The sequence below is a fragment of the Pseudoalteromonas sp. N1230-9 genome (genome assembly GCF_032716425.1).
Taxonomy (GTDB): domain Bacteria; phylum Pseudomonadota; class Gammaproteobacteria; order Enterobacterales; family Alteromonadaceae; genus Pseudoalteromonas.
Map to the genome: position 1 here is coordinate 21,562 of NZ_CP090419.1, position 15,939 is coordinate 37,500.

The window sequence follows — 15,939 nt, forward strand, 5'->3', positions numbered from 1 at the left end:
TTAAGATTTGCTGCTTTTTTTATGCCAAACACTAAAGGAATATAGCGCTTACTTGGAATAGCTTTTCAACAACCGTAATATGTTTCTTATCGATTAAGAACATAATCACATGATCTCCCGATTGAATCACTGTATCGTCATGGGCAATCAGTACATCATCGTTACGCACAATTGCACCAATGGTTGTTCCTGCGGGTAGTTTGATATCAGCAATTGCTCGGCCAACAACTTTAGAAGTATGCTCATCACCGTGAGCGACAGCCTCAATGGCTTCCGCAGCGCCCTTACGTAACGAATAAACGTTAACAATGTCACCACGGCGAACATGTGTTAACAGCGCCGATATAGTGGCTTGCTGAGGTGAAATAGCAATATCAATTTCACCGCCTTGTACTAGGTCAACATAAGCGCCACGCTGAATAAGCACCATGGTTTTTTGTGCGCCCATACGCTTTGCCAGCATCGCAGACATAATGTTTGCTTCATCGTCGTTAGTCACTGCGATGAATACATCCACTTGTTCAATGTGTTCTTCAGATAACAGCTCTTGATCAGAGGCATCGCCACAAAATACCACAGTATTATCAAGCATTTCAGATAGCTGGGCTGCGCGCTCTTTATTGCGCTCAAGCAGCTTAACGCTGTGGTTTTTCTCAAGTGAACGCGCAAGGCCCGCACCGATATTACCACCACCGGCAATCATGATTTTTTTGTATGAACGTTCGAGTTTTTGAAGTTCATTCATGACTGCGCGAATATGCTTTGTTGCAGCGATAAAGAACACTTCATCATCCGCTTCGATAACGGTTGTGCCAAGCGGTTTAATCGCTTTACCTTGACGGTAAATAGCCGCGACACGGGTTTCGACATTCGGGATGTGTTCTTTCAAGGCAGAAAGCGCATAACCCACCAGCAAACCACCGTAATAGGCTTTCACCGCAACCAGCGATAACATGCCATCGGCAAATTGTAATACCTGTAAAGCACCCGGGTAGTCGATTAAGCGACGAATATACTTAGTAACGAGTGCTTCTGGAGCAATGTAGTGGTCAACAGGTAAGTCATCGTTATGGAATAACTTTTCACGGTACTTTAAGTATTGCTCTGAGCGAATACGGGCAATTTTGGTTGGCGTGTTAAAAATACTATAAGCAACTTGGCAAGCAACCATGTTCACTTCATCAGAACTGGTTACTGCAATAATCATATCGGCGTCTTCTGCACCTGCGCGACGCAATACATCGGGATGCGCACTGTGGCCAGTAACACCTTGTAAGTCGTACTTATCTTGTAGCTCTCGCAAACGGTTACCGTCGATATCAACAACGGTGATCTCATTTTGCTCACCTACGAGGTTTTCTGCCAATGTGCCACCAACTTGTCCGGCACCGAGTATGATTATTTTCATAGCGTGTTCTTATTAGTGTTTTTTAACTAGCTTTGCATAATAGAAACCGTCACTTTCACCAGGCAGTAATTGTAGGCCAGGTAAAGTCGGGGTGTCGTTTTCATGCAGAGGTATGTGTTCAGCACTTTGATTATTGGCAAGGAACTTAGCAACTTGTTGTTGGTTCTCTTGCGGTAATACAGAGCAAGTCGCATAAACTAACGTACCACCTGGCTTAAGTAGAGGCCAGATACTATTTAGGATATCGCCTTGTAAATTAGCCAGATCTTCAATATCAGATGCACGACGTAACCATTTAATATCAGGGTGACGACGAATAACGCCGGTAGCGGAACAAGGCACATCAAGCAAGATACGGTCGAACTGCTGCTCATCCCACCAAATATGGGGTTGTGAAGCATCGGCACATTGTAGATCGGCAGCTAAACCAATACGTACTAAGTTTTGTTTAACACGTTCTAGGCGTTCGCTGTCGCTATCAAGTGCTAATACATCGGCATCGGCAAGCTCTAGGATATGGCACGTTTTACCACCTGGCGCTGCACACGCATCTAAAATGACATCATCATTTTGTGGATCTAAAAAGCGTGCTGCTAATTGTGCCGCGGCATCTTGAACTGAGCAGGCACCGGTATCAAATTCTGGTAATGCGTACACATCACACGGTTTAGCTAGTTTAATACCATCAGGAAAATCAGCATTAAGGGTATGCTCAATATCATTTGCTTTAAGCATTTCGCTGTATTCTTGGGTGCTGTATTGCGATTGGTTTACACGTAACCACATAGGTGCTTGCAACTGATTCGCTTCAAGAATTTCTTGCCAGTTATCAGGGTAAGCAGCGGTAACTTGTTTGATAAACCAACCAGGGTGGTTAAATTTGCAAACAGGAATTTGCTGCGCTTTTTCTTCAAGCTCTGCTTGTTCACGTTGGAAACTACGTAAAATCGCGTTAATAAGGCCTTTTAAACCCAGTGCACGCATTTGCTGAAGCGCATTAACTGTTTCGCTGATTGCTGCATGAGGCGGTACACGCATATGTTGAAGTTGGTAAATACCCACATACAACAAAAACTGGAAAATACGGCGCTTACCTTTTAGTGGTTGATCTAAAAGTTGCTGGCAATAATTTTCTAGGCTAGGTAAATAACGCAGCACACCGTAGCAAATTTGTTGCAGTAAGGCTTTATCTTTCGGCGATAATCCTTGGCTTGCAAAAGGCAGCTCTTGATTCAACGACGCGCCTTTATCGACCACGTTGTAAAGGGTTTCAGCAGCAAGTGCTCTTACATTACTCATTGCTTTGACCTAATACTGAGCCAGGTTCAACCCAATCACTGCGACCATTTAAAAAGTCACTCACTGCCATTGGTTTTTTACCTTGTGGTTGAAGAAGGGTGATTTTAAGTGCATCTTGCCCACAGCCAACGGTAATACCTTGCTTATCAGCAGCAATGATTTTACCGGCTTGTGCAGTTTGCGATACAACCTCTGCTTGCCAAATTTTTACTGTTTGCCCTGCCATTTCAGTAAAGCAAACAGGCCATGGATTAAAGGCACGGATATTACGCTCAATTTGCGCAGCATCCATTGACCAATCAATATTAGCTTCGTCTTTTGATAGCTTCTTGGCGTAATTTGCTAGTGCGTCATCTTGCTTTTCTGGGGTGATTTCACCTGCAGCGAGACGATTGATAGTACTGATCAGTGCATCAGGTCCAAGTGCAGCCAGTTTATCGTATAAAGAACTACTGGTTTCTGTGTTATCAATAGGGCAGCGGCTGATGTGTAGCATATCGCCGGTATCTAATCCCTCGTCCATTTGCATTATTGTTACACCGGTTTCACTGTCGCCAGCCCAAATAGCGCGTTGAATTGGTGCAGCACCACGCCAGCGCGGTAAAATAGAGCCATGCACGTTTAAGCAGCCTAAGCGCGGTGCATCTAAAATTGCTTTTGGTAGCAGTAAGCCGTATGCCACTACAATCATAATATCGGCGTTCAGGCTTGTAAGCTCTGCAAGTGCTTCATCTGATTTTAGTGATTGCGGTTGAAATACAGGTAAATCATGAGCAAGTGCGAGTTCTTTTACTTCACTGGCTTTAAGCTTTTTGCCACGGCCAGCAGGGCGATCTGGTTGGCTATAAACACCAACAATATCATGCTCGGAGTCTATTAAGGCTTGTAAGTGGCGCGCGGCGAAATCCGGCGTACCAGCAAAAATAATACGTAATGGTTGTGTCACAGGTATTCCTATTGATTAATTTATGATTTAGCTGCCAGCTTCGCTTCTTTCTCAAGCTTCTTACGGATACGTTGGCGCTTTAGAGGCGATAAATAATCAATAAATAGAGTGCCTTTTAGGTGATCAAGCTCATGCTGAATACAAATCGCTAATAGCTCGTCAGCGTCTAGGCTGAATTCCTCACCATTTTCATTCAGTGCTTTAACAGTCACTGTTTCTGCACGGTCAACTTTCGCATAAGAATAAGGCACAGATAAACAACCTTCTTCACTCACTGTTGAGCCATCTTTTTTGGTGATTTCTGGGTTGATTAATACTAGCGGTTGGTCGCGCTCTTCTGAGACATCGATCACCACAATTCGCTGGTGGATATCTACTTGCGTTGCTGCTAAGCCGATACCGTTCTCGTCATACATAGTTTCAAGCATGTCTTTGACGATTTGACGAACATCATCGTTTACTTCTGGTACTTCTTTCGCGATTGTACGTAAACGTTCATCCGGAAATCTTAAAACATCTAACCTAGCCATAGTTACCTTTTACACTTGTGATTCATTTAGGGTATTGTATGCTTTTATTTTAGCCATTCGTGTTCACCTTTAACAGGTTTTGGTTGATAATAATCTAAAAACAACACTAGGAAGCCAAATGAAATATCCGTTAGTTGCGGCTTTATTAGCCATTAGCTGTGCATTTTCAGCAGCAGCTGATGTGTTAACAATAAAAAAAGATGCTCCAAAACAATATGTTGTAAAAAAAGGGGACACGCTTTGGGATATATCAGGTATATATCTTAATCATCCATGGCAATGGCCAGAGCTATGGCAAATGAACCCGCAAATAGCCAATCCTCATTTAATATACCCAGGTGATGCGCTTACTTTAATTTACGATAAGGATGGAAAACCGCGTTTAGTTAAAAATAGCCGGTATAAAAAACTCTCTCCAGAAGGGCGTATTACACCTAAAGGTAAACAGGCTGTACCCACATTACCCCTTGAACTACTGCGCCCATATTTGACCTACGAACAAGCAATTGGTCGTCAGGTTATGGCAGATAAGCCATATATTTTAGGTGCTAGTGTGAATACAAAAATGAATACCATGGGTCATATTCTTTATGTGAAAGGTAATTTAAATTTAAATGAAGCATATGGCGTTTATCGTAAAGGAAATGAGTTAGTAGACCCTAATACAAATGAAGTGTTAGCCAATAAAGCTGAATTAGTTGCAATTGTACGTGCCTTTAGAAGTGGTGATGTTGAACATGGTGTACCAGCGTCCGTTAAGATTGAGATGGTAAAACAAGAAATTAAACCGAATGATTTCTTAATGCCTGCAATGGACGGACAAATGTTACCAGCCTATTTCAATATGAAACGTCCAGAAGGTGAGCTAAACGGTACAATTATCGCGTCAGCAAATGAGCTGCGAGAATTTAGCACTATGGATATTGTTGTTTTAAATTTAGGTGCAGAACAGGTCAAGCCTGGTTTTGTACTTGATATTGAACGTCAATCTCCAGAGGTATTTGATGGTCGAAGTGGCCCTCGTTATCGTGAAGACTCAACGAGTCTTGAGAAGCTAATCACAGATACCAATGAGTACTTTGGTGTGGAAGCAGACAAAGATAGCAAGGTATGGCACATGCCTAAAGAGAAAGTAGGCGAACTCATGGTGTTTAAGGTATACGATAACGTGAGCTATGCATTGATTGTGAAAAATCAGCATCCTATTCGAGTTGGTGACTATGCTGTCATAAACTAACCCACACTCAGGATGCTCTAAGGAGGGAGCATGGAACAGGTTTCAGGCAAGCTATCTCATTGGCTTGCCTTTTATTTATGTAAAGGGCTGGGAATTAAAAGCCTTATAGCATTGGCCCAAAACCACATCTTAAGTGAGCTTTTTTCGCTTACAAGTACACAGCTGCAGAATTTAGGTTTAACAAAAAACCAAGCTGATAATCTCGTTAATACCGATTGGCAGAAAGTGGCTTACTACGAAGAGCTTATTCATGCTTACCAAATAACCACCATTTGTTACTTTGATGATCACTATCCCACACAGTTAAAGGAAATTGCCAGTGCACCTTTATTACTATTTTGTGTGGGGAATATTGAGCTTTTAACTTCACCACAAGTTGCGATTGTTGGCAGCCGACATGCAACTCCCACAGGGCTCGAGATCGCCGCTGAATTTGCACACCAATTAAGTTGTGCAGGCATTACAGTCACTTCAGGTATGGCACTTGGCATTGATGGTGCGGCACATAAAGGGGCTCTGGCTGGTTCTGGAAAAACCATTGCTGTGCTTGGTACAGGGTTAGATATTGCTTACCCTAAACGTCATAAACTACTGACAAAGCAGGTAGCAGAACGCGGATTGCTTATATCGGAGTTCTTGCCTGGTACAGCTGCTAATGCAGCGAATTTTCCTCGTAGAAATAGAATAATATCAGGTCTTTCACTTGGTGTTTTAATTGTCGAAGCACAAATAAAAAGCGGCTCTTTAGTCACTGTACGTTATGCACTTGAGCAAAATAAGGATGTTTTTGCAGTGCCCGGCTCAATTAAAAACCCGCTTTCAGAAGCTAGCCATTTTTTGATAAAGCAAGGTGCTAAATTAGTCGAAAATATAAGTGATATTCTTGATGAAGTGAGCTTTTTTTGTGAAAACAGTCTATATATAACAGAAGAGCCCATTACCGAAGAACACGACTGCCCCGTGTTTCAAAGTATCGGGTTCGAGGTAACAAGTGTCGATGTTATTACTCAACGCACTCAGTTACCTGTTGATGAAGTACAAGCTCGGTTACTTGACCTAGAGCTCGCAGATAAAGTAGAGCGAGTGCTAGATGGCTATATAAGACTTGGAGGACATAAACATGTTTGACATCCTCATGTATCTTTTTGAAAACTATATCCATAGTGAAGCTGAAATTTTTACTGAAGAGAATGAGCTTACTGATGAGTTGGTTCGAGCTGGGTTTAATAAACCTGAAATTTATAAAGCACTTGACTGGCTTGAGCAATTGGCTGACTTGCAGCAAAGTGACGTGTATCCGTACCTAAACGCGCAGCCGCAACATGCTATGCGTATTTATACCGACAGTGAATGCCAAATGCTGTGCACTGAGTGCCGCGGCTTTTTAATGTTTATTGAGCAAATAGGCGTCATAAATAGCATTACGCGTGAAATGGTAATAGATAGATTATGCGCACTTGATAAACCGTTTATTTTACTTGAAGACTTAAAATGGGTGGTGTTAATGGTGCTGTTTAATGTGCCAGGATCTGAGCAAGCATATGCACAAATGGAAGATTTGATCTTTGACGAGCCTGCTGATGTGCTTCATTAGTTCGACTTTGCTTGTATCTTTGTTGAGTTTGGGTATATTAGGCGAAAATTAGCCAGCCTAACAGGAACCTTATGAGTAAAATCGATCATTCTCTTTTTTCTGCAGATAAACACGCATTAGAGAAAGAATATGAGGTTTGCCCTAAATGTGGTTCTGAATTGGTCATGCGAAATTCAAAGTCAGGGCCTTTTTTAGGCTGTGCAAGCTACCCTAAGTGTGATTTTATTCGTCCTTTGGCTCATCATGATAGTCAGCAAATTAAAGTACTCGAAGACAGTGCTTGTCCTGAGTGTAGCAAGCCATTGGTAATTAAAAATGGCCGCTATGGCATGTTCATTGGTTGCACAGGCTATCCTGATTGCCATTATATTGCGCATGATGAAGAGCCCGGTGATACAGAGGCACTTCCTAGCTGCCCAAAATGCAAAAAAGGCCAGTTGGTTTCCCGTAGCAATAAATTTGGTAAAACATTCTACTCATGCGACTGTTATCCTCGTTGCAAATATACCCTTAATAACAAACCTGTGTCTAAGACATGTCCCGCTTGTGATTGGCCTATAATGACAGAGAAGAAAACTGCATCGGGCGTTGTGCTACAATGCCCACAAAAAGCCTGTATGCATAAGCTTGCAGAGTCTTAACATATTCGTTCCCTATTATAGTTAGGAGATATTCTTGTCCGATCCTGTTGCTCAACCAGCCAATCCTATTGAAGCCTTAAACCAAGGCGGTGTGATTGTTTATCCAACTGAAGCTGTATTTGGTCTTGGTTGTGATCCTGATAACCAAGCAGCTGTAGAAAAGCTTTTAGCAATTAAACAGCGTCCAATTGAAAAAGGCTTAATTTTAATTGCTGATAATTATGGTCAGTTATTAAAGTATGTTGATGATGCTAAAATCCCAATGGATAAGCGGGCAGATATCTTCTCGCAGTGGCCAGGGGCGATTACGTGGGTAATGCCAGCCGCAAAGCAGACACCAAAATGGTTAACAGGTCAGTTTGATACTATTGCTGTGCGTGTAACGAACCATCCAACAGTAAAAAAACTGTGCCAGCAATTTGGTAAACCACTGGTTTCAACAAGTGCAAATTTAACTGGCCAACCAACAGTAATGAGCATCACGCAAGCAAAAAGCGAATTTGTTGATAGTGTCGATTTTTATGTTGATGAGCCACTAGGTGGGAACACAAACCCCAGTGTAATTAAAGATGCAATGACCGGAAAAGTATTCAGAGGATAAACATGCAAAGCGAGTTACTCGAACAAGTAAAAACCTATTTAATGGCTTTACAAGACACAATTTGTGCAGGCCTTGAAAATGCTGACGGCAAAGCAAAGTTTGTTGAAGATAATTGGCAACGAGCAGAAGGCGGCGGTGGCCGTACTCGTGTTATTCAAGGTGGTAATATCATTGAGCAGGGCGGGGTAAATTACTCGCATGTGTTTGGCGCTTCAATGCCAGCCTCTGCAACTGCCCATCGTCCAGAGCTCGCTGGTCGTAGTTTTCATGCTTGCGGTGTGTCATTGGTGATCCATCCTAATAATCCACACATTCCAACTAGCCACGCTAACGTGCGTTTCTTTATTGCTGAAAAAGAAGGCGAGGAGCCAATTTGGTGGTTCGGAGGTGGTTTTGATTTAACACCTTTTTATCCTGTGTTCGACGATGTACAGCACTGGCATCAAGTAGCAAGTGACTTATGTCAGCCATTTGGTGAAGACGTGTATGATAAGTATAAAACATGGTGTGATGAGTATTTTTATTTAAAGCACCGCGGCGAAACACGTGGGGTAGGTGGTTTATTCTTTGATGATTTAAATGAGCTCGGTTTTGCGCAGAGTTTTGCTTTTATGCAAGCTGTTGGAAATGGCTTTTTAGATGCTTACTTACCTATAATTGAGCGTCGTAAAAATACGCCAATTACAGAGCAGCAACGAGATTTTCAGCTTTACCGCCGTGGCCGCTACGTTGAATTTAACCTAGTGTGGGATCGTGGTACTTTATTTGGTCTACAAACTGGTGGACGGACAGAATCGATTTTAATGTCTATGCCACCACTCGCTCGTTGGGAGTATAGTTATACCCCTGTTGAAAATAGCCCAGAAGCCAAGCTTTATCAATATTACTTAAGACCACAAGAATGGCTAAATACAAAGGAATCTGAGTTAGTTGCGCGTGAATGGCAGCTTTAAAGTGCTTAGGTTGTCACTTTATATAAAGGTGACAACCTGCACGTTCAAGTATTTTATCTAGTTAAATTTAAAGCGCCTAACTTGCTCATCTAAAGAGCGTGCTAATGATAAGAGCTCTTCACTGACTTTTTGATTTTCATGAGCATCAACCAACGAATGCTCTGCGTTATCACTTATAGCGACCACACTCCTGTTTATTTCTTCTGCGGCAAGGTTTTGCTGCTCGGTGGCATCGGCTATTTGTACATTGAGTTGATTTATTTCACTCATTTGTAAAGAAATATCACGCAAGGCTTTAGCAACTTGCTTAACTTGTACAGCACGTTCATCAGCTTCTTCACATGAATTATTCATAGTGCTAACCGTTTGTGCCGCTTCGCTCTGTAGCTTATCTATTGTTCGGCGAATTTCATCAGTGGAGTCATGAGTTCTATTCGCGAGCGTTCTAACTTCATCTGCCACGACAGCAAAACCACGGCCGGCTTCACCTGCTCGTGCTGCTTCAATAGCAGCATTAAGCGCAAGTAAGTTAGTTTGCTCAGCAATACTACTGATAACTTCTAATACTTTACCGACTTCTAAAGTTTGCGCCTGAAGTTCAGATACTTGATCTGCGGCTGCACGGACATCTGTCGCAAGTTGATTAATGCTATGCTCGGTATGCTCGGCAACTTGCAAGCTTTGCTGCGCAAGTTGATTACTGTGTTCTGATTTTTCAGATGCAAAATGCGTTGTATTTTTCACTTCACTTGATGAGCTTTCAAGTTCATTTATTGCCGCTGCAACAGAGTCAGTGCCTTGCTTTTGTTGTATTATGGCTTGCTCGGTGGCATCTGCTGAAGTGTATATACTCTCCGCTGAATGGATTAGTACTTTTGATGAGTGCGATACCTGGGCAATATTATCTTTAAACGCACCAATCATTTGATTAAAGCTGGTGGCGAGTGAGCTAAGTTCATCGTTATTATCATCATCAATTTTAAGGCTTAAATCTTTGTTGGTGGTTGCCAAGTGCATCGTATGGCTAATCATCTTCAAGCGCTTAATAAATACTTTTCTAAACATGACTGCTAATAAAGAGAACGCAGTTATGAATATAGTAGCTAGTAGGAAAGTGTTCATTAACGTATTTTGTGATACTTCGTGTTCAATGTCGGCTAATGAATAACTGATTTTAACTACCCCAAGCACATCGCCTTCTTGCGCTTGATGGCATCCTAAACAGTTCGTTCCTTTATAATCACTGCGAGCAAACATAGGTTTAAGGTAGGTCATCGTACTGTTGCTGTTATCTATATATAATGCTTCTGTACCCGCCAGTGCTGCATGTTCTGTATCGGTTGTGGCAACTTGATTGGCATTGCCTGGTCCATAAATTTTATTAACGATTGGACTACGAATGATATGAGCATCTGCAATATTAGGATGGCTTCTTAATTTAGTACTCAGAATTTCGCGATTAGCCATGGTGCCAGTTAGCATCATGGTATTAATAGAGTCAAAATAATTATCGGCAAGCAGTTTTATGTTACTTTCAACGGTATCTTGCGCTAATTCATGCTGCTGCTGGGCGCTGCTGAATATACTGGCAAACAACACCAATACGCCTGTTAGTGCTAACAAAGCATAAATTTTAAATTGGATAGACTTCATTCGACGACGCTTTTTCTAAATTAAGGAAAATTTATTATCTTTATTTAAAAAAAGCGTACATTGATATAGCGCAAAGCTTCGTTAGTTTGCCAAATCTCTAAATCGAATAGGGTATAAAATGTTTTTTAGACTAAATTTGCTCAGCAATTAACGCTCTTATTTCTTTAAGGGTTGTCTCTTTTAAAAGTTTGCCATCTTCGTATACGGTCTGAAGTAAACCTTGCTTTTCTTCATGGGCTGAAACATCATCGAACAATGTAAGCTCACCATCAACTAGCTCTACTTTAAGTAACCCCTTTGAGGACTTTTTCTTAGCGTCTGTTTTGGGATCCTTAAAAATAGCAATTCTTTGTCCATTTTTAACGACACTTGTTGCTTTTACAGCTGACCCATGTGTGTCCCGAGTAACGTATTGGTAGCTATAAGAGCCAATACCTAAAACAACTTTAGATGCAAAACCTTTATCCATTAGCCTTTGCAGAATATCTCGTTGGCGTGTCAATGTTATAGCGTCGCCATAAATTGCACCTATATGTTCATCTAATAATTTATATCCTTTTGAAGTTAAAGTGCCGCCAAAGGTTTCCCATAAACACTCAATGAGCCCTTTGACTTCACATTCCATCAACTTAAAAGAACAGTTATTGTCTATGCCAAAGTAATCACCATTATATCTATATGCTTCATAACCTTGCTGTTTAGCAGCAAGTTCAGCATCATTTTGTGATTGAAATAATTCTTTATAATCTGAGATAGGTGATATTTTATATCCTGTAAGAATTTTGACTGGATCTCCTGAATCTGGGCGGATAACGAGTGTCCCTTCACGTGCCATGATTTCTTCTTTTAATTGTGGAAGATAATCAGTCACTAAAGTCCAAAAGTCCCATGTATCAGATACGACACTTAAAATACCTTTGGGAGATTGCTCTTTCATAAGGTACTTAAAAAATTCGATTTCGCCTTCTAAGATCCAAGAGCAAGTGACTGAATGTTCTGTAGCATCAACAGAACAGCCAACCAGTTCTTTGTCGACGTTTGCTCCATAATACTTCTCAGCAAAAAGAACCGCAGGTATAGTATCAGTACCCACTAGGCCTGATGCTAAGTGACCGAAGCCACTCATTGCTGCAGCTTGTTTGCCAAACATCCCTCTAAAGCTGAAGTCGTGACCCTGAAAAGGGACAAATTCTTTTGGTAACCCCGTCTTATTGGCAAACTCTTTAAATGTTTTTAAATATGCTACTGAAGTAGTAGTACTAGTTTGAATAGGCCAGTTTTCACAACTTAAAACAGTCTCGATCATATTTGTTAGCCATTGAAACCCTGCTTTTGTATTTACTATTGTTATTGGCGGTACTAAATAAGGTACCAATGTGCCCTCTGGAAGTGCTTTTATTTTTAGTGGTAAATACCCAAGGTCATGCAAGTCTTCTAGATACTTCACATCTACTTCATACCCGAGCATTGAAGTCATTATACGTTGATGGGTAGAGACTGCGGTTTGTTTATCAAGATTAAAGAAATCGTTCCATTCTGCTTGCAAGTAACTTTTGATAAAGTATTGCAGTCCAACAAAAGCAACTTTGTCGTTATCGATTACATTACTGAGCTTACCGCTGCGGGAGGTATAATTGGCATAAACCTCTGTAACGTCAGGGTGGTAAGCTCTACTATGAAACTCTTTATAAACATCTTTTTGCATACTTGCAGCTGATATAACCATGATGTACTCCTTACATCTCAATGATGTGTAAATTAATGTTTTCGTTCTCAATAAACTCATGCGCAGGTTTAAATGAATCAGTCGTATAGATGTGGTCAATTAGTCCATTAAAAACTTCAAGGCCTTTTGAAAAAATTCCGTGCGTAATAAATAAAGTAATGCTCAGTGATCCTTCAGCTTTAAGCTCTTTTGCGAGTTCAACAAAGGTTCTTCCGCCGTCACAAATGTCATCTACTATCAGAACATGTTTCCCTTTTACATTTCCAAGAATCTCAGTTTTGGTGATCTCGCCTGTTTTTAAGTTCCTTACCTTATTAGCTTGTATAATATCGGGTACACCGTTAAATTGTTGTGAAATTTTCAGAGTTTTTTTACTAGCACCTGCATCAGGAGATATGAGAGTGATATCTCCATTCGCAAGCAAGTTTGATAACTTTTCACACTTTTGAAGGATTGTGACTTGTTCTATATTTTCAACTCTATCTAATAAAGCGGGGGATACGTCACTATGTGCATCCCAAATGGTCACTTTTGAAAAGCCTAAGTTATTTATAAAATTAGCCATAACTCTTGCTCCGAAAGCTTCTCCAGTAACACATACTCTGTCCTGTCGCGCATATGGAAAGTATGGGATAACTAATTCAATAGGAGTGTAAGCCGATATGACTCTTTTTAAAGAATCAACAGCTATCATCAATCGCATTATTTTTGATGAGTCAGTCAATCGGTCAAAAATCTCGACTTTCACACTGTCTGATAATAGCTCGTGAGAGAGCCTGATATGCTCCTCACCACCTGAAAAAGTGAAATATTCAAAAGGAATAAGTGTTTTAGTACCGGTTGAGTTATAACTATATATATTCATTTCAAGTCCCTTTATCTTTGTGTCTTAGTGACACAATTAAGTTATCAGATGGCTCAGCTATAATCAATAACTATTTATAAAATTCGTAACTCTTGAAATGGAGGTGTTTTATATTTAATGTGTCTTTACGACATTAATAGAGGTGAAGAATGAGCGGCAATAAAGACTCTGATTTTAAAAATCCATTGTTTACAGTTGATAGTGTGTTATTTACCGTAATCGATAAAGAGCTGAAAGTACTATTGGTTAAGCGTGCCAGTGAGCCTTATATAGGTTGCTGGGCATTGCCAGGGGGGTTTATAGATATCGATATTGACCATAGTGCTGATATGACTGCATTGCGAAAATTAAAAGAAAAAACTAATGTTGCCCCTCAGTATCTTGAACAGTTACATACATACTCTGGCCTTGCCAGAGATCCCCGCGGGTATAGTGTTACTTTGGTATATTATGCTTTGACATCAGCTGTGGAAGCATCAACACATATCGAAACAGTTGATGATGCCAAATGGATTTCGATCGAGGAGCTAGACATATTACCAATTGCTTTTGATCATAAGCACATAATTGAGCACGCTCAGCAAAGGCTTAAACAAAAAGCTCTCTATTCTATGGTTCCGATTTATTGTTTACCGGAACTTTTCACCATTGGGCAATTTAAGTCAGTACTTGAAGCAATTATAGGAAAACCTGTTCAGCGTAAGACCATTATTAGACGTATTGATGCAGCAGATGTTTTAGAAAAAGTGGATGAAAAAATAAAATCCGGAGGTCGCTTGGCTCACCTCTATAAGGTCAAGCCTAATGTAGATATAGTAAACTTTGAGCGAAACTTGAGTCATTAAGTTTATGGGACAAGTAATTCTTATATCCGCTGAGAATTACTCGTCTAATATGATTACTAATATTAGTTTTGATTGATCATATGGCTGGCGAGTTGCGATAACGATTGTCTTAACCCTTCGCGAAGTAGTGGGTTATCAATTTCGATATCGAGCGTTTTATTCATACAATGCATCCATTGGTCACGTAGGTCTTGATCAATAGGGAAAGGCATGTGACGCTTTCTTAGCATTGGGTGACCATATTTTTCAACGAATAGGTCAGGGCCGCCCAGCCAGCCAGATAAAAACTCAAAGAATACTTGGCGAATTCTATCTAAAGGCTGAGGATGCATATCATATAATGGTTTGGCGTATTCATCTGTGGCCATTATGTCGTAAAATCGATTTGCAATTGCTCGAGCGCCTGCTTCACCGCCAATAATTTCGTAAGGTGTTTTTTCTGGAGTAGGTGTTTCAGGCGTTGGTTTCGATTTGGAAAAAAGTCGTTTAATCATAATATTAATAAAGCTCTACAGGGCGAAGAGGTTGCTTCACTATGGACAAATACGCGGTTTTTGGAAATCCAATCAAACATTCGAAATCACCCGCAATACACGCACAATTTGCTGCATCATTAAACGAGCAAATACAATACAGCGCCATTTTAGCACCAACAGATGCATTTGAAAAAACTGTCGCTGAGTTTTTCGCTGCGGGTGGTAAAGGGGCTAATGTCACCTTGCCATTTAAGGAGCAAGCGTTTGCCATGGTCGATGAACTTACAGAGCAAGCGAAAATAGCCGGAGCAGTAAACACTATTAAACAACTCGAAGATGGTAGCCTACTGGGTGATAACACGGATGGTGTAGGGCTTGTTAAAGATCTTTTAGCCAATAATGTCACCTTAAAAGGGCTGCGAGTACTTCTTATTGGCGCTGGTGGTGCGGCACGAGGCGTCATTCAGCCATTATTGAATGAGCAAATCGAAAGCTTAACAATAGCCAACCGTACCGCCGAAAAAGCAAAGGCGCTAGCGAGTCATTTTAATGGTGAAATTGATGTGCAGGGCTTTGCTTTGAATGATATCCCAGAAAACAACTATGATGTGGTGATTAATTCAACCTCAAGTAGCGTTACTGGAGACCTGCCTGGTATAGCAGAAGACCATGTTGTTAAGTGTCAGTGCGCTTACGATATGTTTTACGCCAATGACGATACCGCATTTATCAGTTGGGTAAAGTTGATTAACCCAACATGTTTAACACTTGATGGTTGTGGCATGCTAGTTGGTCAAGCAGCGCAAGCTTATTTTGTATGGCGCAATAAAATGCCAGAAATCATTCCCGTTGTTAGCGCGCTAAAAGCAGGAGAAATTGCGTGAATCAAGCTATCCAATTTATAGATCGACTCGAGTTTAAGCCTGAAGAAAAACAGTTGGTATTCTTCGCACAAGTAAGTGGCTTGATGGTGGAGTGTGCTATTGATACCAGCAAGTATGATTTTGCTGATCAAAGCAGTGCGGTTAATTACTTTGAATCTTATCGTTTCGATTATGAAGAGCTCGCCGAGCAACTGATCGAAGATGAGCAGTATAACTCGGCAGGACAAATCGAATTAACCGAGGTGTTTTAGCCCTCTGCTAAGTATTCATCTTTAAGCTGA

Annotated in this window: 18 protein-coding genes (1 of these 18 only partly in view); 9 read left to right on the forward strand and 9 right to left on the reverse strand. The window is 40.9% G+C overall.

Going from position 1 to position 15,939, the window contains the following annotated elements; genetic code table 11:
- Window positions 1-31: 31 nt before the first annotated feature.
- Genes trkA through def form a run of 4 tightly spaced genes read right to left on the reverse strand, consistent with a single transcriptional unit; the run spans window position 32 to window position 4,183 of the window.
- A complete protein-coding gene (gene trkA, locus LY624_RS00100) occupies window positions 32-1,408 on the reverse strand; it encodes a Trk system potassium transporter TrkA (protein WP_054563775.1) in 1,377 nt (458 codons plus the stop codon).
- Between the two features lie 12 nt (window positions 1,409-1,420).
- On the reverse strand, window positions 1,421-2,707 hold the full coding sequence (gene rsmB, locus LY624_RS00105; protein WP_130149235.1) for a 16S rRNA (cytosine(967)-C(5))-methyltransferase RsmB: 1,287 nt from the start codon (window positions 2,705-2,707) through the stop codon (window positions 1,421-1,423).
- Window positions 2,700-3,653, reverse strand: a complete 954-nt coding sequence (gene fmt / locus LY624_RS00110; RefSeq protein WP_130149234.1) for a methionyl-tRNA formyltransferase — start codon at window positions 3,651-3,653, stop codon at window positions 2,700-2,702. The genes rsmB and fmt overlap by 8 nt, the downstream gene beginning before the upstream one ends.
- Window positions 3,654-3,673: 20 nt before the next feature.
- On the reverse strand, window positions 3,674-4,183 hold the full coding sequence (gene def / locus LY624_RS00115) for a peptide deformylase (protein ID WP_062568438.1): 510 nt from the start codon (window positions 4,181-4,183) through the stop codon (window positions 3,674-3,676).
- Between the two features lie 118 nt (window positions 4,184-4,301).
- Here def and LY624_RS00120 point away from each other — a divergent pair, with 118 nt between their 5' ends.
- From LY624_RS00120 to hemF, 6 genes are all read left to right on the forward strand, one after another.
- The gene (locus LY624_RS00120; RefSeq protein WP_130149233.1) at window positions 4,302-5,420 is read left to right on the forward strand and encodes a LysM peptidoglycan-binding domain-containing protein; all 1,119 of its coding nucleotides are present in this window, start codon (window positions 4,302-4,304) and stop codon (window positions 5,418-5,420) included.
- A gap of 30 nt (window positions 5,421-5,450) precedes the next feature.
- Window positions 5,451-6,548: a DNA-processing protein DprA gene (gene dprA, locus LY624_RS00125; RefSeq protein WP_341803606.1), complete on the forward strand. Its 1,098-nt coding sequence runs from the start codon at window positions 5,451-5,453 to the stop codon at window positions 6,546-6,548.
- Entirely contained in the window at window positions 6,541-7,014 is a 474-nt protein-coding gene (locus LY624_RS00130; RefSeq protein WP_062568435.1) for a DUF494 family protein, read from the forward strand. The genes dprA and LY624_RS00130 overlap by 8 nt, the downstream gene beginning before the upstream one ends.
- Window positions 7,015-7,085: 71 nt before the next feature.
- Window positions 7,086-7,655 (forward strand): DNA topoisomerase family protein, encoded by a 570-nt coding sequence (locus tag LY624_RS00135; RefSeq protein ID WP_341803607.1) that lies wholly within the window; start codon window positions 7,086-7,088, stop codon window positions 7,653-7,655.
- Window positions 7,656-7,689: 34 nt separating this feature from the next.
- A complete protein-coding gene (locus tag LY624_RS00140; RefSeq protein ID WP_237120492.1) occupies window positions 7,690-8,256 on the forward strand; it encodes an L-threonylcarbamoyladenylate synthase in 567 nt (188 codons plus the stop codon).
- Window positions 8,257-8,258: 2 nt separating this feature from the next.
- Window positions 8,259-9,209: an oxygen-dependent coproporphyrinogen oxidase gene (gene hemF / locus LY624_RS00145; RefSeq protein ID WP_237120494.1), complete on the forward strand. Its 951-nt coding sequence runs from the start codon at window positions 8,259-8,261 to the stop codon at window positions 9,207-9,209.
- Between the two features lie 57 nt (window positions 9,210-9,266).
- Here hemF and LY624_RS00150 read toward each other — a convergent pair whose 3' ends face one another.
- The 3 genes from LY624_RS00150 to prs form a co-directional block, all read right to left on the reverse strand.
- Entirely contained in the window at window positions 9,267-10,862 is a 1,596-nt protein-coding gene (locus tag LY624_RS00150; protein ID WP_341803608.1) for a methyl-accepting chemotaxis protein, read from the reverse strand.
- A gap of 130 nt (window positions 10,863-10,992) precedes the next feature.
- On the reverse strand, window positions 10,993-12,588 hold the full coding sequence (locus tag LY624_RS00155; RefSeq protein WP_341803609.1) for a nicotinate phosphoribosyltransferase: 1,596 nt from the start codon (window positions 12,586-12,588) through the stop codon (window positions 10,993-10,995).
- 10 nt (window positions 12,589-12,598) lie between these two features.
- On the reverse strand, window positions 12,599-13,453 hold the full coding sequence (gene prs, locus LY624_RS00160) for a ribose-phosphate diphosphokinase (protein WP_341803610.1): 855 nt from the start codon (window positions 13,451-13,453) through the stop codon (window positions 12,599-12,601).
- A 149-nt stretch (window positions 13,454-13,602) separates the two neighbouring features.
- Between prs and LY624_RS00165 the strand changes: the two genes are divergently transcribed.
- Entirely contained in the window at window positions 13,603-14,298 is a 696-nt protein-coding gene (locus tag LY624_RS00165) for an NUDIX domain-containing protein (RefSeq protein WP_341803611.1), read from the forward strand.
- A gap of 62 nt (window positions 14,299-14,360) precedes the next feature.
- On the opposite strand, the gene LY624_RS00170 is transcribed toward LY624_RS00165, so the two are convergent.
- Window positions 14,361-14,792 (reverse strand): group II truncated hemoglobin, encoded by a 432-nt coding sequence (locus LY624_RS00170; protein ID WP_054554758.1) that lies wholly within the window; start codon window positions 14,790-14,792, stop codon window positions 14,361-14,363.
- A 41-nt stretch (window positions 14,793-14,833) separates the two neighbouring features.
- On the opposite strand from LY624_RS00170, the gene aroE reads away from it, so the two are divergent.
- Both aroE and LY624_RS00180 read left to right on the forward strand, forming a co-directional pair.
- The gene (gene aroE, locus LY624_RS00175) at window positions 14,834-15,658 is read left to right on the forward strand and encodes a shikimate dehydrogenase (RefSeq protein WP_341803612.1); all 825 of its coding nucleotides are present in this window, start codon (window positions 14,834-14,836) and stop codon (window positions 15,656-15,658) included.
- Window positions 15,655-15,909 carry a DUF1488 domain-containing protein gene (locus LY624_RS00180; RefSeq protein WP_341803613.1) on the forward strand — a complete coding sequence of 85 codons (255 nt, stop codon included), beginning with the start codon at window positions 15,655-15,657 and terminating at the stop codon, window positions 15,907-15,909. Before aroE ends, LY624_RS00180 begins: the two co-directional genes overlap by 4 nt.
- Here LY624_RS00180 and LY624_RS00185 read toward each other — a convergent pair.
- Window positions 15,906-15,939 carry the final stretch of a gamma carbonic anhydrase family protein gene (locus LY624_RS00185; RefSeq protein WP_341803614.1) on the reverse strand. The gene runs 500 nt beyond the window's last position, so 34 of the gene's 534 nt are visible here — the last part of the coding sequence; its start codon lies beyond the right edge, outside the window; it ends in the stop codon at window positions 15,906-15,908. The genes LY624_RS00180 and LY624_RS00185 overlap by 4 nt on opposite strands.

Coding starts and splice junctions, on each gene's coding strand:
- trkA (WP_054563775.1), bottom strand. CDS start 1,408: ATGAAAATAATCATACTCGGTGCCGGACAAGTTGGTGGCACATTGGCA.
- rsmB (WP_130149235.1), bottom strand. CDS start 2,707: ATGAGTAATGTAAGAGCACTTGCTGCTGAAACCCTTTACAACGTGGTC.
- def (WP_062568438.1), bottom strand. CDS start 4,183: ATGGCTAGGTTAGATGTTTTAAGATTTCCGGATGAACGTTTACGTACA.
- LY624_RS00120 (WP_130149233.1), top strand. CDS start 4,302: ATGAAATATCCGTTAGTTGCGGCTTTATTAGCCATTAGCTGTGCATTT.
- dprA (WP_341803606.1), top strand. CDS start 5,451: ATGGAACAGGTTTCAGGCAAGCTATCTCATTGGCTTGCCTTTTATTTA.
- LY624_RS00130 (WP_062568435.1), top strand. CDS start 6,541: ATGTTTGACATCCTCATGTATCTTTTTGAAAACTATATCCATAGTGAA.
- LY624_RS00135 (WP_341803607.1), top strand. CDS start 7,086: ATGAGTAAAATCGATCATTCTCTTTTTTCTGCAGATAAACACGCATTA.
- hemF (WP_237120494.1), top strand. CDS start 8,259: ATGCAAAGCGAGTTACTCGAACAAGTAAAAACCTATTTAATGGCTTTA.
- LY624_RS00150 (WP_341803608.1), bottom strand. CDS start 10,862: ATGAAGTCTATCCAATTTAAAATTTATGCTTTGTTAGCACTAACAGGC.
- LY624_RS00155 (WP_341803609.1), bottom strand. CDS start 12,588: ATGGTTATATCAGCTGCAAGTATGCAAAAAGATGTTTATAAAGAGTTT.
- prs (WP_341803610.1), bottom strand. CDS start 13,453: ATGAATATATATAGTTATAACTCAACCGGTACTAAAACACTTATTCCT.
- LY624_RS00165 (WP_341803611.1), top strand. CDS start 13,603: ATGAGCGGCAATAAAGACTCTGATTTTAAAAATCCATTGTTTACAGTT.
- LY624_RS00170 (WP_054554758.1), bottom strand. CDS start 14,792: ATGATTAAACGACTTTTTTCCAAATCGAAACCAACGCCTGAAACACCT.
- aroE (WP_341803612.1), top strand. CDS start 14,834: ATGGACAAATACGCGGTTTTTGGAAATCCAATCAAACATTCGAAATCA.